This is a genomic window from Yersinia bercovieri ATCC 43970, from assembly GCF_013282745.1.
GTDB classification, from domain to species: Bacteria; Pseudomonadota; Gammaproteobacteria; order Enterobacterales; family Enterobacteriaceae; genus Yersinia; species Yersinia bercovieri.
This window is the reverse complement of the sequence record NZ_CP054044.1, coordinates 436132-457777: the sequence shown is the minus strand read 5'-3', so window position 1 is coordinate 457777 and position 21646 is coordinate 436132. Positions and strand designations below refer to the sequence as shown.

Here is a 21646-nt window from a genome sequence, read left to right as displayed (position 1 = left end):
TCAACAGAGATTTATTCAAACTGTGCATCCTGACGTTCAGAGATGCGACCTTGTTCAAGCAGCGCCTGTTCAATGGTCTGTTGTAACATCCGAATACGTTGCTCCATATTGGATGCATAGTCACGGGTTTTCAACCTTTCCTGAGCTAATTCGTGACAGACGTTCAATGCCGCGATAAAAACTAACTGCTCAGTATTTGTGACTCTAGTGCGAACTTTAAGATCTTGCAACCGTTGGTTAAGATCTTCTGCAGCCATATTCAACGCATCTTGTTGTTCTGGCGGACAGTTTACCCTTAACGAGCGACCAAAAACTTGAATATCTACCGGTTGTGCAGACATGCCACCTTCCTGACTAATTTTCGCGCCAGCCTTGAAAACCAGAGGCAAATTGCTCATAGCTGCAAAGCGGGCGTCACTATATATACCTGTTTACCAAGATACAACCCCTACCCGTCATCTTTCAAGTTGCTGGTGTGTTGGCTGCTCTCACTCACCGAATCACTTGCTGGTGTAAGTTCAGCGGGATTCCTTCATTTGCCGCCTGCCTGCATCTTGAAAGCTATAGGGTAATATGGCTATGCGTTTTCTGGTATAGGGACTGAGCTTGATGGTAGCATAACATGAACTTATCCAGCCAACGATGACCAATACGCATGTCTATAGAGAATACATTACCAACTTATCAATCCGTTGCCCTGGCGTTGAACCAGCAAGCAGTGGCATTAACCCCTGCTGAAATGCACGGCCTGATCAGCGGCATACTCTGCGGTGGTAGTAAAGACGAGGGCTGGCGCGTGTTGGTGCATGACCTGACCAATGACGGTGTTGCCTTCCCACAGACGCTAGGTTTGCAGTTACAGCAGTTACATCAAGCAACACAAGATGCACTGGAAAATGAAGGTTTTATGTTTCAGTTGCTGATCCCTGAAGGCGATGAAATTACGGTATTTGAGCGCGCTGATGCATTATCCGGTTGGGTGAACCATTTCCTGCTAGGGCTTGGGATGCTGCAACCTAAATTGGCGCAGGTGAAAGGAGAAGTGGGTGAAGCCATCGACGATCTGCGTAATATCGCTCAGTTAGGCTATGACGAAGATGAAGATCAGGAAGAGCTAGCCCAATCTCTGGAAGAGGTCATTGAGTATGTGCGCGTGGCCTCTATTTTGTGCCATATCGAATTTACGCAAGAAAAACCTACTGCGCCAGAGATGCGCAAGCCGACGCTACATTAAGCGAACCAACCAGGTTGTGCGTTGGATGATGAAAATCGGATATTTCAGGAGGGTGTAATGACTCAGCAAGAGTACCAGAACCGCCGTCAGGCGCTATTGGCGAAGATGGCTCCGGGCAGTGCGGCAATTATTTTTGCGGCACCAGAAGCTACACGCAGCGCAGATTCTGAATATCCCTATCGGCAGAACAGCGATTTTAGCTACCTGACAGGCTTCAATGAGCCGCAGGCGGTACTGATTCTGGTGAAAAGCGATGAGACTCATAACCACAGCGTGCTGTTTAACCGGCTGCGGGATTTAACCGCTGAAATCTGGTTTGGTCGCCGCTTAGGGCAAGAGGCTGCCCCGGCGAAGTTAGGGGTTGATCGGGCGCTACCTTTCGATGAGATCGATGAACAACTCTACCTGCTGCTCAATCGTCTTGATGTGGTTTACCACGCGCAGGGCCAATACGCCTACGCGGATAAAATTGTCTTTGCCGCACTGGAAAGATTACGTAACGGTTTTCGTAAAAATCTGCGTGCACCTGCAACCTTAACTGACTGGCGGCCATGGCTGCATGAAATGCGCCTGTTTAAGTCAGAAGAGGAGATTGCCGTGATGCGCCGCGCGGGTGAAATCAGTGCGCTAGCCCATACCCGTGCAATGGAAAAATGCCGGCCCGGTATGTTTGAGTACCAGCTGGAAGGGGAGATTCTGCATGAATTTACCCGCCACGGTGCGCGCTATCCGGCTTATAACACCATCGTCGGCGGCGGTGAAAATGGCTGCATCCTGCATTACACCGAAAATGAGTGTGAACTGCGGGATGGCGAACTGGTGCTCATTGATGCGGGCTGCGAATATCAGGGCTATGCGGGCGATATCACCCGCACCTTCCCGGTGAATGGCAAATTCACGCCAGCGCAGCGGGAGATTTATGACATCGTGCTCGCCTCCATTAATAAATCACTGGAACTGTTCCGCCCAGGCACCAGCATCCGCGAAGTGACGGAGCAGGTGGTGCGGATCATGATTACTGGCCTGGTCGATTTGGGCATTTTGCAAGGTGATGTCGAGCAACTCATCGTGGAGCAGGCGCATAAGCCATTCTTTATGCACGGGTTGAGCCACTGGCTGGGGCTGGATGTCCATGATGTCGGCGACTATATCAACAGTGATCGTGGCCGCACTCTTGAGCCAGGTATGGCGCTGACTATCGAGCCGGGTCTCTACATCGCGCCGGATGCTGATGTTCCCGCGCAGTATCGCGGCATTGGTATCCGTATCGAGGATGACATCGTGATCACCGCTGACGGCAATGAGAACCTGACCGCCAGTGTGGTAAAAGATCCCGATGACATTGAAGCATTAATGGCGACGGCGAGATAACTGATGAGCGTGATCATTGTGGGTGGCGGTATGGCCGGTGCGACACTGGCACTGGCTATCTCATCCCTGACGCAAGGAAGAGTGCCAGTCGCGTTGGTGGAAGCGCAGCAGCCGGATAGCCGAGCGCATCCGGGTTTTGATGCCAGAGCCATTGCGCTGGCGCAGGGGACATGCCAACAGCTGGACCGCATTGGCATCTGGTCGGCACTGGCCGATTGTGCTACCGCCATTGATCATGTCCATGTCAGCGACAGCGGCCACTCCGGCTGCGTGAATTTACGAGCGCACGACTATCGCGTGCCGGCGCTGGGTAATGTCATTGAGCTGTTTGATGCCGGTAAACGGCTGTTCGCCTTGTTGCAGAAAGCACCGGGTGTGACGTTACATTGTCCGGCGAAAGTGGTGGATGTGGTGCGCACTGCTGAATCCGCCGCTGTGACGCTGGATAATGGGCAGCAACTGAGCGCCAAATTACTGGTGGCAGCAGATGGATCTCACTCGACACTGGCCCGCGCCTGTAATATTCAGTGGCAGCAGCAGGATTACCAGCAGATTGCGGTGATTGCCAATGTCACCACCTCCGAGCTGCCCGAGGGCCGTGCCTTTGAGCGCTTTACCCGCCATGGGCCATTGGCACTGCTGCCGATGTCGCAGGGGCGCAGCTCACTGGTCTGGTGCCATGCAAAACAAGATCAACAGCAAGTCGATAGCTGGGACGACACCCGTTTTCTGGCTGAGTTACAGCGTGCTTTCGGCTGGCGGTTGGGAAAAATGCGCCATGTAGGGCAGCGCCACAGCTATCCATTACAGCTACTCACCGCCTCGCGCCATGTCAGCCACCGCCTGGCATTAGTCGGCAATGCTGCGCAAACACTGCATCCGATTGCCGGGCAAGGCTTCAATCTGGGGCTGCGCGATGTGATGTCGCTTGCCGAAACCATTGCGCAGGCCACCTCGTTGGGGCGCGATCCCGGCAACTACGGGGTACTTGCCCAATACCAACAGCGGCGGCGGCAGGATCAGCAGGCCACCATTGGTGTCACCGATGGCTTGATTCGCCTGTTTGCCAACCGTTATGGGCCGCTGGTGGTGGGTCGCAACCTGGCATTGATGTCGATGGAGTACCTGCCGGCGGTTCGTGATGCATTTGCCCGGCGAACATTGGGCTGGGTTGAACGTTAAAGTTTTTTACCCGTGCTCTGCCACATTGCAGGTGTGTTGACCAATTTGTCTCTCGCTTGCCGCTTTCCTGCATCGAGAAATCTTTAGGGTAAGTTAACTTCATATTTTCATGGGGAAATGTTTCGGCATGCAATCATATGACGTAGTAATCGCCGGTGGTGGAATGGTCGGTCTGGCATTGGCCTGCGGCTTGCAGGGCAGCGGTCTGCGCATTGCCATTCTCGAGCACCACTCTGCGCCGGAGCCACTATCCGCGCCCTTGACTGCTGAGTTGGCGTTACGCGTCTCGGCGATCAATGCTGCTAGTGAGCGCTTGCTGCAAAAAATTGGCGTGTGGGACGGCATTCAAGCACTGCGGGCTAGCCCTTACAGTGGCATGGAAGTCTGGGATCAAGACAGTTTCGGCAAAATTACTTTCCATGCGGATGAGTACGGTTTTAGCCATCTTGGGCATATCATCGAAAACCGCGTGATTCAGCAGGCGTTGTGGCAGCGTGCCAGCCAACTGGCGGAAGTCACGCTGTTAGCACCCGCCAGCCTCAAACAGGTGGCTTGGGGGAGAGCGAAGCTTTTATCACCCTGGCGGATGATCGTATGCTCAGCGCCAAATTGGTTGTCGGCGCCGATGGCGCACACTCCTGGTTGCGCCAACATGCTGATATTCCACTGACTTTCTGGGATTACGCGCACCATGCACTGGTGGCGACCATCCGCACTGAAGAGCCTCATCAGGCCACCGCTCGGCAGGTATTTCATGGCGACGGCATTCTGGCCTTCCTGCCATTTAGTGACCCGCACCTCAGCTCAATTGTCTGGTCACTGCCCCCTGAACGCGCTGCCGAATTAGCCGCACTGCCTGCAGAGGAGTTCAACCGAGCGCTGGGCATGGCATTTGATATGCGCTTAGGGCAGTGCCAATTGGCGAGTGAGCGCCAGACCTTCCCGCTGATGGGGCGCTACGCCCGTAGCTTTGCGGCACATCGGTTGGCGTTAGTCGGCGATGCTGCCCATACGGTGCACCCGCTGGCTGGACAGGGGGTTAATCTGGGCTTTATGGATGCCGCCGAGCTGGTTTCAGAGTTGCGGCGCTTACAGCGTCAGGGCAAAGATATCGGTCAACACCTCTACCTGCGCCGTTATGAACGCCGCCGTAAGCACAGTGCTGCGGTGATGCTCGCCAGTATGCAGGGCTTCCGCTCACTGTTTGCCGGCAGCAACCCGGCGAAAAAGCTGCTGCGGGATCTTGGGTTAACACTGGCGGATAATTTGCCGGGGGTTAAACCGCAGTTAGTGCGGCAGGCGATGGGGTTAAATGATTTGCCCGCTTGGCTAGAGTAGTTTTGTGGGAAATTCCCTCTTCAGTTGAAATAATCTAATTCCAGTCCATTTTTCGCATTAGTTTTTCTCACGCCAAGCCAAAACCTGAAAAGTTGAATCTGATAGGGTTTTGGCTGTTTGGTTATATAACATCGCTACTTTCACTGTTTAATTGTTAATTGTGTGCCTGTGTGCGCAGTTTTGCAGTGGAAAACTCTGCATAATAGCCCTGCACTTTATACCTTCATCCTGTGTCATTGCTTATTTTAGCTTATGGTTACCAGATAGATTCGGTGATAACGTTGGGTAAAAGGTATCGTTTGCGTAGCGGTGCTCATACCTGTTTTTAGTGGGTTTTGGAGCCGATACACAACACTCATTAATGTTATTCCCAAAGTCTTGGCGTTGCGGGTAGCAAGCAAGCTCCCCCCTGTAGTGCTAAGCGCGATGGGTATATTGAGGGAAAAGATGGCTAAGCAGACCCCGCTGTATGACCAACACGTAGCGTGCGGTGCGCGCATGGTAGATTTTCATGGCTGGATGATGCCATTGCATTATGGCTCGCAAATCGACGAGCACCATATCGTGCGCCAGGACGCCGGTATGTTTGATGTTTCTCACATGACGATAGTCGACCTGCACGGCGCGCGTACCCGTGAATTCCTCCGCTACCTGTTAGCCAATGATGTTGCCAAACTGACCCTGCCGGGCAAAGCCCTTTACAGCGGGATGCTGAATGCGTCCGGCGGTGTCATTGACGATTTGATTGTTTACTTCCTCCGCGAAGACTATTTCCGCTTAGTGGTTAACTCCGCCACCCGTGACAAAGATCTGGCCTGGATCACTCAGCATGCTGAGCCGTATCAGGTTGAGATTACTGTGCGCGACGATCTGGCGCTGGTGGCCGTACAAGGCCCTACGGCGCAACAGCGAGTAGCCACTTTACTGACCACTGAGCAGCAACAAGCCGTTGCAGGAATGAAACCATTCTTTGGTATTCAGGCGGGTGATTTGTTTGTCGCCACCACTGGCTATACTGGCGAGGCGGGCTATGAAATCGCGCTGCCAAAAGAGCAGGTGGTTGAGTTTTGGCAACAACTGCTCGCCGCTGGCGTGAAACCTGCGGGTCTGGGTGCACGTGACACTCTGCGGCTGGAAGCGGGTATGAATCTCTATGGCCAAGAGATGGATGAATCTGTCTCCCCATTAGCCGCCAATATGGGCTGGACGGTGGCCTGGTTGCCGGAAGATCGCCAGTTTATTGGCCGTGAAGCACTGGAGCAGCAGCGTGCTAATGGAACTGAGCAACTGGTCGGCTTGATCATGACCGAAAAAGGCGTATTACGTAATGAGCTGCCGGTGCATTTCACTGATGCTTCGGGTCAGGCGCAGGTGGGGGTTATCACCAGCGGCTCCTTCTCGCCAACACTGGGCTTCAGTATCGCGCTGGCCCGTGTGCCTGCCGGTATCGGCGAGAGTGCCGTAGTGCAGATTCGTAATCGTGAAATGCCAGTGCGCGTCACAAAACCGGGTTTCGTGCGGGCCGGTAAGCCGGTCGTGCAGTAAGTCTATTTGTCATCATTCCAGCTTATACGAGCCTAAATATTGGCTCTATAGCCAAATTAATTGGAGTTGCAGCAATGAGCAATGTACCAGCAGAGTTAAAATATGCCTCTTCCCATGAGTGGGTTCGTGCCGATGGTGATGGCGTCTATAGTGTCGGGATCACTGAACACGCGCAGGAGTTACTGGGCGACATGGTGTTTGTTGATTTGCCAGAAGTGGGTAGTGATGTTTCAGCGGGCAGCGACTGTGCTGTTGCTGAGTCAGTTAAAGCGGCATCCGATATCTACGCGCCAATTAGCGGTGAGATAGTCGCGGTCAATACCGAACTGGAAAGCTCACCAGAGCTGGTGAACAGCGCGCCTTATACTGATGGCTGGCTGTTTAGCATTAAAGCGTCAGATGAGAGCGAACTGGAAAATTTGCTTGATGCTGATGCCTATCTGGCGGCTATCGACGAGTAAAATAAATTTAGCCCCGCTTATCGGGGCTTTTTTGATGCCAGCCCTTAGGCCAGATGAATGCCACTTCCCGTCCCATGCCCTATTCAGGAATTTGTAGCAATGACTCAGAATCTCAGCCAGCTTGAACATAACGATGCTTTTATTCAGCGCCATATCGGCTCCTCAACTGAACAGCAGCAACAGATGTTGGCCGCCGTGGGTGCCAGCTCGTTAAGTACATTGATCCAGCAGATTGTTCCGGCAGATATCCAATTGCCCAGCCCGCCACCGGTGGGTGATGCCGCCACTGAACATCAGGCGCTGGCGGAACTGAAAGGGATTGCCAGCCAGAATCAATGCTATAAATCCTATATTGGCATGGGCTACAGCCCGGTTCTGACGCCACCGGTTATCCTGCGCAATATGCTGGAAAATCCGGGTTGGTACACCGCTTATACCCCCTATCAGCCAGAAGTTTCTCAAGGCCGCCTTGAAGCGCTGCTCAATTTCCAGCAATTGACCCAAGACCTGACAGGTCTGGATCTGGCGTCCGCCTCTTTACTGGATGAAGCCACGGCAGCGGCAGAATCCATGGCGCTGGCTAAACGCGCCAGTAAGCTGAAAGACGCGAACCGCTTCTTCGTCGCTGATGACGTTCACCCGCAAACTCTGGATGTGGTACTGACCCGCGCTGAAACCTTTGGTTTTGAAGTGATCATTGATCGTGCGGAAAAAGTGCTGGAGTTGGAAGGTATCTTCGGCGTACTGCTGCAACAAGTGGGCACCACCGGCGAGCTGCATGACTACAGTGCGCTGTTGGTTGAGCTGAAAAAACGCAAAATTATTACCAGTGTTGCCGCCGATATCATGGCGTTGGTGCTGCTGACTGCACCGGGTAAACAGGGGGCTGATGTGGTATTTGGTTCCGCTCAGCGCTTTGGTGTGCCAATGGGCTACGGCGGCCCACACGCCGCCTTCTTTGCCTGCCGTGACGAATTTAAGCGCTCAATGCCGGGCCGGATTATTGGGGTATCGCGCGATGCTGCGGGTAACACTGCGCTGCGCATGGCGATGCAAACCCGTGAGCAACATATTCGCCGCGAAAAAGCCAACTCCAATATCTGTACCTCTCAGGTGTTACTGGCCAATATCGCCAGTCTGTATGCGGTCTACCATGGCCCACAGGGCTTGCAGCGCATCGCTGGCCGTATTCATCGTCTGACCGATATTCTGGCGGCGGGTTTGCAGCAAGCGGGTCTGACTCTGCGCTTCCAGCACTGGTTTGATACCCTGACGGTGGATGTCAAAGACAAAGCCGCGGTAATGGCCCGTGCATTGAGTTTCGGTATTAACCTGCGCACTGACATTCATGGCGCTGTAGGTATCACGCTGGATGAGACCACCTCCCGCGAAGACATTCAGGTGCTGTTTGCCCTGTTAGTCGGTGATAATCACGGCTTGGACATTGACCAGCTTGATGCCAAAGTCAGCCAGCACAGCCAGTCGATTCAGCCTGCAATGCTGCGCCAGGAGCCAATCCTGACGCACCCGGTCTTTAACCGTTACCACAGCGAAACCGAAATGATGCGCTATATGCATCGTTTAGAGCGCAAAGATTTGGCGCTGAATCAGGCGATGATCCCGCTGGGTTCCTGCACCATGAAGCTGAATGCTGCCGCAGAGATGATCCCCATCACTTGGCCGGAATTCGCTGAGCTGCACCCATTCTGCCCGCCAGAGCAAGCGGCTGGCTATCAACAGATGATTGGTCAACTGTCACAATGGTTGGTGCAACTGACCGGTTATGACGCCGTCTGTATGCAGCCGAACTCGGGCGCACAAGGGGAGTATGCCGGTCTGCTGGCGATCCGCCGCTACCATGAGAGCCGCAATCAGCCGAGCCGCCATATCTGCCTGATCCCAAGCTCTGCCCACGGCACTAACCCCGCTTCCGCACAAATGGCGGGGATGTCAGTGGTGGTGGTCGCCTGTGATAAGCAAGGCAATATTGATTTGCATGACCTGCGCCAAAAAGCGGGTGAGGCCGGTGATGAGCTGTCATGTATTATGGTGACCTACCCCTCCACCCACGGCGTGTACGAAGAGACGATCCGTGAGGTTTGCCAGATCGTGCATCAGTTTGGTGGCCAGGTTTATCTTGATGGCGCGAACATGAATGCGCAGGTGGGGATCACCACGCCGGGTTATATCGGCGCGGATGTTTCCCACCTTAATCTGCACAAAACCTTCTGCATCCCACACGGCGGTGGCGGGCCAGGCATGGGGCCAATTGGCGTCAAAGCCCATTTAGCGCCATTTGTTCCCGGCCATAGTGTGGTGCAAATTGATGGCATGACCACTCAGCAAGGGGCGGTTTCTGCGGCACCATTTGGTAGCGCGTCTATCTTGCCAATCAGCTGGATGTACATCCGCATGATGGGGGCCGATGGCCTGAAGCAAGCAAGTCAGGTGGCTATCCTGAATGCCAACTACATTGCGACCCGCCTGAAAGGGGCCTATCCGGTGCTGTATACCGGTCACGATGGTCGCGTCGCGCACGAATGTATTCTGGATATTCGCCCGCTGAAAGAGGCGACTGGCATCAGCGAGATGGATATCGCCAAGCGATTAATTGATTTCGGCTTCCATGCGCCGACCATGTCCTTCCCTGTGGCAGGGACGTTGATGGTGGAACCCACTGAATCTGAAAGTAAAGTTGAGTTAGATCGCTTTATTGATGCCATGCTGGCGATCCGTGCGGAGATCGAAAAAGTGACCCACGGCGAATGGCCGCTGGAAGATAACCCACTGGTGAATGCGCCTCATACCCAAGCTGAGTTGGTTGGTGACTGGCAGCACCCCTATAGCCGTGAGTTGGCGGTTTTCCCCATCGCCGGTGTGATGGAGAACAAATATTGGCCGACAGTGAAACGTTTGGATGATGTTTACGGCGACCGCAATCTGTTCTGCTCATGTGTGCCAATTGCTGATTACGAATAATCCGTGTTGTGAATGAAACCAAGGGTCGCGCAAGCGGCCCTTCACACTGCTGGTAAACCCCGATGGCTCTGATCGATAACGGTGAGGATGGGCAAATGATGCACCGCCGACACTATGTATGGTTTACGAGACTGCGGTTTACGACACTATGGCTTACATATGCTGACAGAATATTTAAGCGTACACGTGTACACTGGAATCATTCTCAGTTAATCTTAGTGCGGTCTTTTTGTGCAATTGGATACTCTGCTACCGCGCTCAGAGCTAATAACTAAACACAATAAAATAAATAATATTCAGGATAATTAGTATTGAAGAACAAATCATCTACACCAGCAATTTCTGAGGTGCCAGCGGCACCAACAACCCCGCTTTACCCTTGGGCAGAAGAGATAGCCAACAGTATCAGCCATGGCATTGGTGTGGTGCTCGGCATTATCGGGTTGATACTGCTCTTGGTGCAAGCCGTGGATAGCGGGGCTGATACCAAAGCGCTCACCAGCTATAGCCTGTATGGCGGCAGCATTATTTTGCTGTTTCTGGCCTCCACCTTGTATCACGCAATCCCACACCGCAAGGCGAAACTCTGGCTACAGAAGTTTGACCACTGTGCCATTTACATCTTAATTGCCGGAACCTACACGCCGTTTCTGCTGGTGGGGCTGGATTCCCCTTTGGCGCGGGGCTTAATGGCGGTTATCTGGGGGCTGGCGTTGGTTGGCGTGATATTCAAGCTGGCCTTTGCTCACCGCTTTGAAGTGTTGTCACTGGTCACTTATCTGACGATGGGCTGGTTATCTTTGATCGTGATTTATCAGTTGGCGGTGAAGCTTGAGATTGGCGGGCTGGCGCTACTGGCGATCGGCGGTTTGCTGTACACCATAGGGGTGATTTTCTACGCCTCGAAACGCATCCGCTTCGGTCACGCTATCTGGCACGGTTTTGTATTAGGCGGCAGTGTCTGCCACTTTATGGCGATCTATTTGTACGTCTGACTCCTCCAGATAATATTTTGATAAATATAGATAATATTGAGGCCAGATAACCGACCTCAATATAGGCATATCAATATTACTTATCTTCGGCCAGCGAATAAGGTAGCGGCTGAATAGAAAGCACGCTATCTGCATCATCACGCACCCGCAACACACTCTCTGCCGCCAGATCGTTATTCAGTACCGCTTGAACCCACACCTTACCATCACTGAGCTGAATTGCTGCCAGCACGCTACCGGTACGACGCCAGTTCTCACCCAACTGCCACTCTAAATCTTCACCGGCTGCCGGCACGCGGCTGGCCTGACCCGCGAGCCAGTACAGCGCACGTTTGTTGGCACCACGGTATTTTGCTCTGGCGACCATCTCCTGCCCGGTGTAACACCCTTTACTGAAGCTAATGCCATTTAGCGCCTGAATGTTCGTGGCTTGAGGTATAAATTGTGCGCTGGTATCCGCATCAATGATCGGGAAGCCTGCTTCGATATCCAACGCCAACCATTGCTGGCTGTTGTTAAGCTGCGCACTATCAGCCAGTTTATCAATCAGTTGCTGTGCCTGTTCTGTGTCCGTCACCAACAGAAAACGTTCGGCAGGCAGTGAGAAGTGCAGCAGTGTGCTACTCCCTTGCTGGAGCACCGGATGCTCGGCATCGGGTAGTTCGGCAAACAGCTCGGCCAGCGCAGCTCTGGCCTGTGCGCCGGCGATCCCCAACAATACCGCCTCGGGTTGTGCGGTAATCACCACTTTAGAGAACACCGCGTATTTTTTCAGCTCACTTAGCTGGTTATCAAGCAGGCTGCGGCGTTCAATAAACGCCAACCCCTCACCACGGTAAAACAGCCGTAGGTTGCTCCACATCTTCCCTTTGGCATCACAATGGGCGCATAGAATATGTTGATCAGCGGGCAGGGCATCAATATCTGCGGTCACTTGCCCTTGCAGATATTTGACTCGATCAGCGCCGGTTAAGGTTACCAGTGCCCAATCCTCAAGTGAGATCAGCGTTAACGGCAGCTCGGAGGAGGCGACCGGCGGTTGTGCAGCGAACGGAGTATTATATGTCATGCTGTACCTGCAAATTGAAAAGTACCTGCCAATGAGGTGGGTGCTGTGGGCTTATGCCCTAATGGTAAAATAGCCGGGTAGCTTTGCAAGCGGTTATTCTACGGATTTACCACTATTATCCAATCTCCGCACTCCCCCTATCTGAGGTACAATAGCCGCAGATTTTGTGGCGCAGTGCTGGATATAGTTGAAAAAACAGCACTATAGCGCCTTTAACCTATCAGCATCCTTTCTTTGAGGAGTCAATCAGGACATGGAAATCGATAATAAAGCCCGTATTCACTGGGCGTGCCGCCGTGGTATGCGTGAACTGGATATCTCTATCATGCCGTTTTTCGAATATGAATATGATGGCTTGAGTGATAATGAGAAGCAGGTTTTTATTCGTTTACTTGAGTGCGATGACCCAGATTTATTTAACTGGCTGATGAATCATGGGGAGCCGCAGGATAGCGAGCTGCGTCAGATGGTCAAATTGATTCAAGCACGAAATAAAGCCCGTGGCCCAGTGGCGATGTGACCTGCGGGTATCCTGGCACACTCAACTTTTCTCGTTATTGACGCACGGTGTTTTGGTGATACTCACCTTGGTCGCGCCCTGGCCCCAGGGCTATACCGCACTATGGTTAGTATTGCTGACACTGGTGGTGTTTGAGTGTATCCGCAGCCAGAAAAACATCACCTCCTGTCAGGGTGAAATCAGGCTTAAACCCGGCAATCTGGTGCTATGGAAAAGGCTCGAATGGATGGTCGTTAAGCAGCCCTGGATCACCCGCTATGGGGTGTTGTTGAGCTTAAAACAGGCGAGTAACCACGCTATCCATAAGCGTTTATGGCTGGCGGCTGATAGCATGTCAGAAGATGAGTGGCGGCAACTCTGCCTGCTACTGCGCCACTCCTTTGATGCTGATGAGGGTTTGAATCGATGAAGCCTTTGATTTGGCTGGTGGAAGATGAGCCGAGCATCGCCGACACGCTGATTTATACATTGGAAAGCGAAGGTTTTACCCTCCGGTGGTTTGACCGGGGGGAGCCGGCGCTGGCGGCACTGGCTAACGGGCCGCCGGCACTGGCGATCGTCGATGTTGGCTTGCCTGATATCAACGGTTTTGAGCTCTGCCGCCGTCTATTGGTACAGATGCCGGAACTGCCAGTGGTTTTTTTGACGGCTCGTAGCGAAGAGCTGGACCGGATTGTCGGTCTGGAAATTGGTGCTGACGACTATATTGCTAAGCCCTTCTCGCCCCGCGAAGTGAGCGCCAGAGTTCGTACCGTCTTACGGCGCTTACAGAAGTCACAAACGCTCTCGATACCTGCCGCGCTACACCAATTTGGCCATTTCACCCTAAATGAAGCCAGCGCGCGCGTGACCTATCATCAACAAGTTTTATGGCTAACGCGCTATGAATATCTGCTGCTAAAAACCTTATTGCTGGCACCTGAGCGCATATTCTCACGCCAACAACTGATGGATATTGTCTGGGCGCAGGCGGAGGAGAGCCAGGATCGCACTGTCGACACTCACATCAAAACTCTGCGCTCAAAGCTGCGCATGACCTACGATGAAGAGTCGCCGATCCGCACTCATCGCGGCTTGGGCTATAGCCTGACGTATCAGCCCTAACTTGCCGATGATGAGTCCGCCCCCATGAGCTTATTACTATGAAGATCGGTGCCCTATGAAAATCGGCGTACGTCTGCTGCTGGGTTACTTTTTGATAGTCGCCATTGCCGGTTACTTTGTGATTCGTATTTTTGTGCAGGAAGTAAAGCCCGGCGTGCGGCGCGCCACCGAAGGCACCTTGGTGGATACCGCGACCTTGCTGGCACAGTTCGCCCGGCAAGACATGCTACAAAATAGAGTCGCAGGGGGCCAACTGGCACAAGCTTTTGCGTCGCTGAATCTGCGCCCCATCGGGGCCAATATTGAAGGTATCCGCAAGGATCGTAACGAATATCGGGTCTATCTAACCGATGCCGACGGGCGAGTAATTTTTGATTCATCAGGCAAATCAGTGGGGCAGGATTATTCACGCTGGAATGACGTCTGGCTGACGTTGCGCGGTGAGTATGGCGCACGGAGTAGCCGCAGCGACCCCCATGATGAGCAAAGCTCGGTGATGTATGTGGCCGCACCGGTCATAGTTGAGAACAAAATTATTGGTGTGCTCAGTGTGGGTAAACCCAATATCTCCATGGCCCCGGTTATCAAACGTAGTGAACGTAAGATCTTGTTAGCCGGTGGGATTTTGCTGGGCATTGCACTGCTGATTGGCTTGGGATTTGTCTGGTGGATCAACCGGGCCATTGGTAAGTTAGTCAATTACGCCGAGCGGGTTGCCGAGGGGCAATCAGTAGCGCTGCCCGCCATGGGGAGCAGCGAACTGAATGATTTGGCGCGGGCGCTGGAAAGTATGCGGCTGAAATTGGATGGTAAAGCCTATATCGAACAATATGTTCACACGCTAACTCATGAACTGAAAAGCCCGCTGGCGGCCATCACGGGGGCTGCTGAGTTATTGCGCGAGTCTCCGCCACCCGCCATGGCTCAGCGCTTCCTCCTAAATATCGAGCAGCAAAGTGCGCGCATCCAGCTATTGGTGGATAAAATGCTGATTCAGGCGCGGCTGGAGAGCCGGGTAGACCTGCAACTCTCCCCATTGGAGGTCAGCCACATCTTGCAGCAGACCTTCAGCGGCAAAGAAGCACAGGCGGTTAGTCGCGGCATTCGTTTGCGGCTAATCGGTGCCGATAGCGCGATATTAATGGGTGATGCTCTGTTGCTGAGCCAGGCGTTGAGCAATCTAATTGATAATGCACTGGATTTTACGCCTGTGGGGGGTGACGTGACATTATGTGGCGAGCGGCAAACGACGGAATATCTGATCACGGTTGAGGACAGTGGTAGCGGTATTCCTGATTATGCCCAAGAGAAGATTTTCGACCGTTTTTACTCGCTGCCCAGAGCCAATAGCCCTAAAAGTACCGGGCTGGGGCTGAATTTTGTGCGCGAAGTCGCCGCTATTCATCAAGGGGCCATTTCGCTGGAAAACCGCCAGCCACAAGGGGTACGCGCCCGCTTGATATTGCCACTCGATAGCGCCTGATTCGCTGACTTCACTTTCACTTCACATAGCCTCATTCTCCTTTCACTTCACTCTCTTAAGCTGCTCTCCTGACCTTACAAGGAGCGCAAGCCATGTTCAAATCTGTTCTGTTTTGGAAAATAGCCACACTGTTGGGCTTAATTTTGTTGATGATGATCCCGAAAGAGATGTTGCTGAATGTTATCTATGAGCGCAGCGGCTATCGGCAGAGTGTGATTGATAAAGTGAGCGACAGCACCAGCCGATCGCAGAAGATCCTTGGCCCGCTGATTGTGGTGCCCTACAGCGAATGGGTGGAGACGGAAGTGGACGGTAAGAAGCAGGGCCAGCGTATCAGCCGCCATCGCTACTTACTGCCCGAGGTCATGACAGTCAAGGGCGCGCCAAATGTAGAAGTGCGCCAACTGGGTATTTATAAGGCTCAGGTATATCAGGGGGAGCTTTATTTTCATGGTCAATTTGAACCCTCCTCACTGGATGATTTAGATCGTGAGGGGGTCATCATCGGCGCACCGTCACTGGTATTGGCGCTGAGTGATTCACGGGGTATCCAGCAGATTTCGCCGCTGACCTTGGGTCGTGAAAAAATCAACTTCGAACCGGGGGCTTTTCTGGGGCGCGCCGCGCAAGGGGTGCATGTCCCGCTGACACGGGCACAGATTCAGCAGGGCAAATTTGATATCGACTTTAAACTGACCCTGATGGGCACCAATAGCCTCTCGGTGGTACCGGTTGGCCGTAGCAGTGAGCTGACCTTGCAGAGCAACTGGCCACACCCTAATTTTGTCGGCGAGTTCCTGCCGATGCAGCGCAAAGTGGATGAAAATGGTTTCCGTGCGCACTGGAGCAGTAATTGGCTGGCCAATAGCATGAATATTAACTTTGCCAGCGACGGAGCACTTTTTGATATCAATGAGTTACCGGCTTTCACCACCAGCCTGATTGAGCCAGTTGACCACTATCAACTCACTGAGCGTGCGATCAAATATGCCATTTTGTTTATCGGCCTGACATTTTTCAGCTTCTTCCTGTTTGAAAGCCTAACCTCACTGCGTGTCCATCCGATTCAATACTTGCTAGTGGGTGCGGCGCTGGTACTGTTCTATCTGATGCTGCTGGCGTTCTCAGAGCACCTTGGTTTTACCTTGGCTTATATTATCGCCAGTCTGAGTTGCAGCGCACTGATTGCTATCTATCTGAGTGCTGTTTTGGGCGGCTGGTTACGTGGTCTGCTGTTTGCCGGTGGCCTATTACTGCTGTACGGGGTGTTGTTTGGCTTGCTGCAATCCGAAGATAATGCGCTGCTACTGGGGGCCGGATTGCTGTTTATTGTTTTGGCGGCAGTGATGGTACTCACACGAAGACTCGACTGGTATCAAGTGGCCTCACCACAACGCTTTACTGGCGCCAAAAATAGTGAGTCAACGAACACGGAAGCCGAAGTTAAAGCTGAAGAGATGTCGATCGAAGCCACGCCAGCGGGGGGCAGCTCTCAAGATAAATTCCGGTTGTGGAAGTAAAATTGGATTAAATCGGGCACACGAGTGCCCGTTTTTTTGTGCACAGAAAACCCCCAGCTAGGCTGGGGGTTCCGTAAAGCTTTCAGCTTTGAGTCAGTTATAAAAACCCCTTTTGATTTGTTAAAACAGTTTGCGGTCTGGCAACTGCAAACGTTCAACAAGAAATCAAAAGGGGGTCCCTATGAGGGACGAAAAGAGCTTAGCGCACACGCGATGGAACTGTAAATATCACATAGTATTTGCGCCGAAGTACCGAAGACAGGTGTTCTACGGGGAAAAGCGCAAAGCGATTGGCAGTATTTTAAGAAAGCTGTGCGAATGGAAGAACGTGAATATTCTGGAAGCGGAATGTTGTGTGGATCACATCCATATGCTTCTGGAAATCCCACCCAAGATGAGTGTGTCGGGCTTTATGGGATACCTAAAGGGAAAGAGTAGCCTGATGCTTTATGAGCAGTTTGGCGATTTGAAGTTCAAATATCGTAACCGGGAGTTTTGGTGTCGAGGGTATTACGTTGATACGGTGGGTAAAAATACAGCCAGGATACAAGAATACATAAAACACCAACTGGAAGAGGATAAAATGGGTGAGCAGTTGTCGATCCCCTATCCGGGTAGCCCGTTTACGGGCCGTAAGTAACGAATTGTGATGCAAATGTCAGATCGCGATGCGCCTGTTAGGGCGCGGCAGGTAAGAGAGCCTTATAGGCGCATATGAAAAACCTCCGGCTATGCCGGAGGATATTTATTGATTTTTAGTGTTGGGGTAATTAAAGCAGGGCGTCCATCTCTAACAGGATCTGCTCGCACCACTGCTCGATCCGCGCGTCACTCAAATCGTATTGATTGACCTCATCCAACGCCAGGCCGACAAAGTGTTCACCATCGGTACTGAGCGGTTTAGGGCTGGTAAATTCAAACCCTGCCGTTGGCCAAAAACCGATAAATTTCACGCCCAGTGGCGCAATATGGTGATACAACATGCCAAGGGCATCAAGGAACCATTCGCTATAACCGAATTGATCTCCCATACCATACATGGCGACAATCTTTCCCTTGAGATTAAGCGCTGTTAACTGTGGCCAGATAGCTTCCCAGTCCTCCTGTAACTCCCCGAAATCCCAGGTGGGAATGCCCAAAATCAGGATGGAGTACTCCTCCATCAAGCGGGGGCTGACATCCTTCAGATTATGTAAATCAACCAAATCTTCGCCGAGAATATCGCGGATTTTTTCTGCCACCATTTCGGTATAACAGGTGCTGGAGCCGTAAAAGAGACCAATCTTCATGATGTATAGCCATAGCATTACTAATAAGGAATAGCATCGAGTGTACCAGATTTGTCCCGTCATCAGGCATAATGGCGGCTGAGTTCAATCAAAGAGAGCAACAGCAATGCAACAGCAAAATAACCCGCTGATTGAACAGTTTCTTGATGCTTTGTGGCTAGAGCGGAATCTGGCGGAGAATACGCTGGCGTCATACCGTTTGGACTTACATGCATTAACCGGATGGTTAGATCATCACGGCAGTGATTTATTGCGCGCCGGTTCGCAGGAGTTGCAATCTTTCCTTGCTGAGCGCATTGAGGGTGGATATAAAGCCACTAGTTCCGCCCGCTTGCTCAGTGCGATGCGGCGGTTGTTTCAATATTTATATCGCGAAAAATTACGTGACGATGACCCGACAGCCATACTTTCATCACCTAAGCTGCCGCAACGTTTACCGAAAGATCTCAGTGAGGCGCAGGTTGATACATTGCTCAATTCACCCAATGTTGATATCCCGCTGGAGTTGCGTGATAAAGCGATGCTGGAAGTGCTCTATGCTACTGGCTTGCGGGTGTCTGAACTGGTCGGGCTGACAATCAGCGATGTAAGCTTGCGCCAGGGCGTGGTGCGGGTGATTGGTAAAGGCAATAAAGAGCGGCTAGTGCCTTTGGGCGAAGAGGCTGTGTACTGGATTGAGAATTACATGGATCACGGGCGACCGTGGCTTATCAATGGTCAGTCGCTGGATGTGCTGTTCCCCAGCAACCGCAGTCAGCAAATGACCCGCCAGACTTTCTGGCATCGAATCAAACACTATGCGATCCTTGCCGGTATTGATAGTGAACGGCTTTCGCCCCACGTATTGCGGCATGCTTTTGCCACCCATCTGTTGAATCATGGTGCGGATCTACGTGTGGTACAAATGTTACTGGGCCACAGTGATCTGTCGACGACCCAGATTTATACCCATGTAGCGACTGAACGTTTGAAGCAGCTACATCAACAGCATCATCCGCGCGCATAATTGCCGCGTGGAAAAGGATAGGATTTTTATATGAAAAAAAGTTTATTACTGCTGCCGATGTTAATCGCGGCCCTCACTGGTTTGGCTCATGCTGACGATACTGCTATCCAGCAGACACTGAAAAAACTCGATATTCAGCAAGCGGATATCCAACCGTCGCCGATCCCCGGTTTGAGTACGGTAATGACTGAAAGTGGTGTGCTTTATATTTCGGCGGATGGCAAACATCTATTGCAAGGCCCGCTGTATGACGTAAGTGGTAGCCAGCCGGTGAATGTGACCAATCAGTCGCTGGTGAAACGACTTAATGCATTGAGCGGCGAAATGATCGTGTACAAAGCGCCGCAGGAGAAGCACGTTGTTACCGTGTTTACCGACATCACCTGCGGCTACTGCCATAAATTACACGAGCAGATGAAAGAGTATAACGCGCTGGGGATTACCGTGCGTTATCTGGCCTTTCCGCGTCAGGGTTTAAGCTCCCAGGCGGAAAAAGATATGCGCTCTATCTGGTGCATGGCCGATCGTAATAAAGCATTTGATGATGCGATGAAAGGCACCGAAATCTCACCGGCAACCTGTAAAACCGATATCAGCAAGCATTACCAGCTAGGTGTGCAGTTTGGTATTCAGGGAACGCCAGCCATTGTGCTGCAAAATGGCACTGTCGTTCCGGGTTATATGGAGCCAAAAGAGATGTTACAGATGCTGAATAAGCATCAGGCTTCCGCAAAAGCGGCGGGTTAATCGCCCGTGACATTGAAAACTCAACTTCGTCGTCGTGAGGCGGCAGATGACAGCCATTTGCCGCCACAATTGCATCCGTTGCTGCGCCGTCTCTACGCCAGTCGCGGCGTAAAAAGTGCCGAAGAGCTAGAGCGTGGCGTCAAAGGGCTGTTGGCATGGCAGCAACTAGACGGCATTGATGCGGGAGTCACTCTGCTGCAGCAAGCGCTGGCAGAGAGGCGGCGCATCGTGATCGTCGGTGATTTTGATGCCGATGGCGCAACCAGTACTGCGTTGGCGGTGCTCGCATTACGTAGCATGGGCGGCAGTAATATTGATTATCTGGTGCCGAATCGTTTTGAAGATGGCTATGGGCTTAGTCCTGAAGTGGTTGAGCAAGTTGCTGCCCGTGGGGCAGAACTGATTGTCACTGTAGATAATGGAATTTCCTCCCATGCAGGGGTGGAGTTGGCCCATGCCAAGGGGATTCAGGTGCTGGTTACCGATCACCATTTGCCTGGTGAAACCTTACCTGCAGCGGAAGCCATCATTAACCCGAATCTGGCCGGATGTGATTTTCTGTCCAAATCGCTGGCAGGGGTTGGGGTCACCTTTTATCTGATGCTGGCGTTACGCGCCCGCCTCAGGGACAGCGGCTGGTTTGAGCAACGTGCGCTGGCCATACCCAACTTGGCTGAGTTGCTGGATTTAGTGGCACTCGGCACAGTGGCTGATGTGGTACCGCTGGATGCCAATAACCGAATTCTGGTTCACCAAGGCCTAAGCCGCATTCGTGCGGGAAAATGCCGTCCGGGAATTCGTGCATTGCTGGAGGTGGCAAATCGCGATGCCCGCCAACTGGCTGCGAACGATTTGGGCTTCTCTCTCGGCCCACGGCTAAATGCCGCAGGGCGTTTGGATGATATGTCTATTGGGGTGGCGCTACTTCTTAGTGACGATATTGCTCAGGCCCGCGCGCTGGCAATCGATCTTGATACGCTAAATCAGACCCGCCGCGAGATAGAACAAGGTATGCAGGTCGAAGCCCTGCAACTGTGTGACCAATTGGAGCGCACCAGTACTGAACTACCTTACGGCATCGCGATGTATCATCCGGAGTGGCATCAGGGGGTGGTAGGGATTCTGGCCTCACGGATTAAAGAGCGCTTTCATCGGCCGGTCATCGCTTTTGCCCCTGCGGGGGATGGCTTACTGAAAGGATCGGGCCGCAGTGTTGCCGGTTTACATATGCGCGATGCTCTTGAGCGCCTCGACACCTTGAACCCTGGATTGATTCTCAAGTTTGGTGGGCATGCCATGGCCGCCGGATTATCGCTAGAGCAGGATAAATTTGATCAGTTCCGCCAATGCTTTGCAGATTTAGTCGGTGAATGGATGGACGCTTCTCAATTAGAAGGCGTTATCTGGTCTGATGGAGAGCTGAAAGGTGGCGACTTATCAATCGAAACCGCAGAGTTACTGCGCGATGGTGGCCCGTGGGGGCAATCTTTCCCAGAACCAATATTTGACGGCAAATTTCGCATTCTGCAACAGCGGCTGGTGGGGGAGCGCCACCTGAAGCTCATGATTGAGCCATTGAATGGTGGGCCGTTACTGGATGGCATTGCTTTTAATATCGATACCACCCTATGGCCGGACAGCAGCGTGCGTGAAGTTAAGCTCGCTTATAAACTCGATATTAATGAGTACCGCGGTAACCGTAGTGTCCAGTTATTGATTCAGCACTTGTGGCCTTATTAGCTCATGACTAAACACAACCCGAATTGCTCACCTCTGCCAGTGATTCGGGGTAATACTGACTGG

General features: G+C 52.4%; 19 protein-coding genes and 1 pseudogene. 17 read left to right on the top strand and 3 right to left on the bottom strand.

Annotated features, from left to right (window positions below; all coding sequences use genetic code 11):
- Positions 1-11: 11 nt before the first annotated feature.
- Positions 12-341: a cell division protein ZapA gene (zapA, locus tag HRK25_RS02180; RefSeq protein ID WP_004715962.1), complete on the bottom strand. Its 330-nt coding sequence runs from the start codon at positions 339-341 to the stop codon at positions 12-14.
- 314 nt (positions 342-655) lie between these two features.
- Here zapA and HRK25_RS02175 point away from each other — a divergent pair, with 314 nt between their 5' ends.
- The 8 genes and pseudogenes from HRK25_RS02175 to trhA all read left to right on the top strand — a co-directional run bounded on the left by HRK25_RS02175 (position 656) and on the right by trhA (position 11105).
- Positions 656-1234: a YecA/YgfB family protein gene (locus HRK25_RS02175; RefSeq protein WP_005277852.1), complete on the top strand. Its 579-nt coding sequence runs from the start codon at positions 656-658 to the stop codon at positions 1232-1234.
- Positions 1235-1291: 57 nt separating this feature from the next.
- A complete protein-coding gene (pepP, locus tag HRK25_RS02170) occupies positions 1292-2605 on the top strand; it encodes a Xaa-Pro aminopeptidase (protein ID WP_032898622.1) in 1314 nt (437 codons plus the stop codon).
- A gap of 3 nt (positions 2606-2608) precedes the next feature.
- The gene (gene ubiH, locus HRK25_RS02165) at positions 2609-3787 is read left to right on the top strand and encodes a 2-octaprenyl-6-methoxyphenyl hydroxylase (protein ID WP_099460519.1); all 1179 of its coding nucleotides are present in this window, start codon (positions 2609-2611) and stop codon (positions 3785-3787) included.
- A gap of 127 nt (positions 3788-3914) precedes the next feature.
- Positions 3915-5125 (top strand): annotated as a pseudogene (gene ubiI, locus HRK25_RS02160) (FAD-dependent 2-octaprenylphenol hydroxylase).
- 447 nt (positions 5126-5572) lie between these two features.
- Entirely contained in the window at positions 5573-6670 is a 1098-nt protein-coding gene (gcvT, locus tag HRK25_RS02155; protein WP_005279331.1) for a glycine cleavage system aminomethyltransferase GcvT, read from the top strand.
- A 74-nt stretch (positions 6671-6744) separates the two neighbouring features.
- Positions 6745-7131 carry a glycine cleavage system protein GcvH gene (gene gcvH / locus HRK25_RS02150; RefSeq protein ID WP_005279332.1) on the top strand — a complete coding sequence of 129 codons (387 nt, stop codon included), beginning with the start codon at positions 6745-6747 and terminating at the stop codon, positions 7129-7131.
- A 99-nt stretch (positions 7132-7230) separates the two neighbouring features.
- On the top strand, positions 7231-10110 hold the full coding sequence (gene gcvP, locus HRK25_RS02145) for an aminomethyl-transferring glycine dehydrogenase (protein WP_005279333.1): 2880 nt from the start codon (positions 7231-7233) through the stop codon (positions 10108-10110).
- Between the two features lie 311 nt (positions 10111-10421).
- The gene (trhA, locus tag HRK25_RS02140) at positions 10422-11105 is read left to right on the top strand and encodes a PAQR family membrane homeostasis protein TrhA (RefSeq protein ID WP_086018796.1); all 684 of its coding nucleotides are present in this window, start codon (positions 10422-10424) and stop codon (positions 11103-11105) included.
- A 76-nt stretch (positions 11106-11181) separates the two neighbouring features.
- Here trhA and ygfZ read toward each other — a convergent pair whose 3' ends face one another.
- Positions 11182-12174 carry a tRNA-modifying protein YgfZ gene (gene ygfZ, locus HRK25_RS02135; RefSeq protein ID WP_005279337.1) on the bottom strand — a complete coding sequence of 331 codons (993 nt, stop codon included), beginning with the start codon at positions 12172-12174 and terminating at the stop codon, positions 11182-11184.
- Between the two features lie 253 nt (positions 12175-12427).
- Here ygfZ and sdhE point away from each other — a divergent pair, with 253 nt between their 5' ends.
- The 6 genes from sdhE (at position 12428) to tnpA (ending at position 17441) form a co-directional block, all read left to right on the top strand.
- Positions 12428-12694, top strand: a complete 267-nt coding sequence (gene sdhE, locus HRK25_RS02130; RefSeq protein ID WP_004706797.1) for an FAD assembly factor SdhE — start codon at positions 12428-12430, stop codon at positions 12692-12694.
- Complete coding sequence (locus HRK25_RS02125) at positions 12675-13103, top strand: protein YgfX (protein WP_032899026.1); 429 nt, start codon at positions 12675-12677, stop codon at positions 13101-13103. The genes sdhE and HRK25_RS02125 overlap by 20 nt, the downstream gene beginning before the upstream one ends.
- A complete protein-coding gene (gene creB, locus HRK25_RS02120) occupies positions 13100-13798 on the top strand; it encodes a two-component system response regulator CreB (RefSeq protein WP_032899028.1) in 699 nt (232 codons plus the stop codon). Before HRK25_RS02125 ends, creB begins: the two co-directional genes overlap by 4 nt.
- A gap of 55 nt (positions 13799-13853) precedes the next feature.
- Positions 13854-15281 (top strand): two-component system sensor histidine kinase CreC, encoded by a 1428-nt coding sequence (gene creC / locus HRK25_RS02115; protein WP_005279344.1) that lies wholly within the window; start codon positions 13854-13856, stop codon positions 15279-15281.
- A 92-nt stretch (positions 15282-15373) separates the two neighbouring features.
- The gene (gene creD, locus HRK25_RS02110; RefSeq protein ID WP_005279346.1) at positions 15374-16801 is read left to right on the top strand and encodes a cell envelope integrity protein CreD; all 1428 of its coding nucleotides are present in this window, start codon (positions 15374-15376) and stop codon (positions 16799-16801) included.
- A gap of 181 nt (positions 16802-16982) precedes the next feature.
- Positions 16983-17441, top strand: a complete 459-nt coding sequence (gene tnpA / locus HRK25_RS02105) for an IS200/IS605-like element IS1541B family transposase (protein ID WP_032899290.1) — start codon at positions 16983-16985, stop codon at positions 17439-17441.
- Between the two features lie 130 nt (positions 17442-17571).
- On the opposite strand, the gene fldB is transcribed toward tnpA, so the two are convergent.
- Positions 17572-18090, bottom strand: a complete 519-nt coding sequence (gene fldB / locus HRK25_RS02100) for a flavodoxin FldB (RefSeq protein WP_032897254.1) — start codon at positions 18088-18090, stop codon at positions 17572-17574.
- 106 nt (positions 18091-18196) lie between these two features.
- On the opposite strand from fldB, the gene xerD reads away from it, so the two are divergent.
- From xerD to recJ, 3 genes are read left to right on the top strand one after another with little or no spacing between them, the layout of a single operon-like run.
- Positions 18197-19096, top strand: coding sequence for a site-specific tyrosine recombinase XerD (gene xerD / locus HRK25_RS02095; protein ID WP_005272800.1), 900 nt, complete (start codon positions 18197-18199; stop codon positions 19094-19096).
- Between the two features lie 30 nt (positions 19097-19126).
- Positions 19127-19843, top strand: a complete 717-nt coding sequence (dsbC, locus tag HRK25_RS02090; RefSeq protein WP_049602526.1) for a bifunctional protein-disulfide isomerase/oxidoreductase DsbC — start codon at positions 19127-19129, stop codon at positions 19841-19843.
- Between the two features lie 6 nt (positions 19844-19849).
- Entirely contained in the window at positions 19850-21583 is a 1734-nt protein-coding gene (gene recJ, locus HRK25_RS02085; RefSeq protein ID WP_005272804.1) for a single-stranded-DNA-specific exonuclease RecJ, read from the top strand.
- Positions 21584-21646 lie beyond the last annotated feature (63 nt).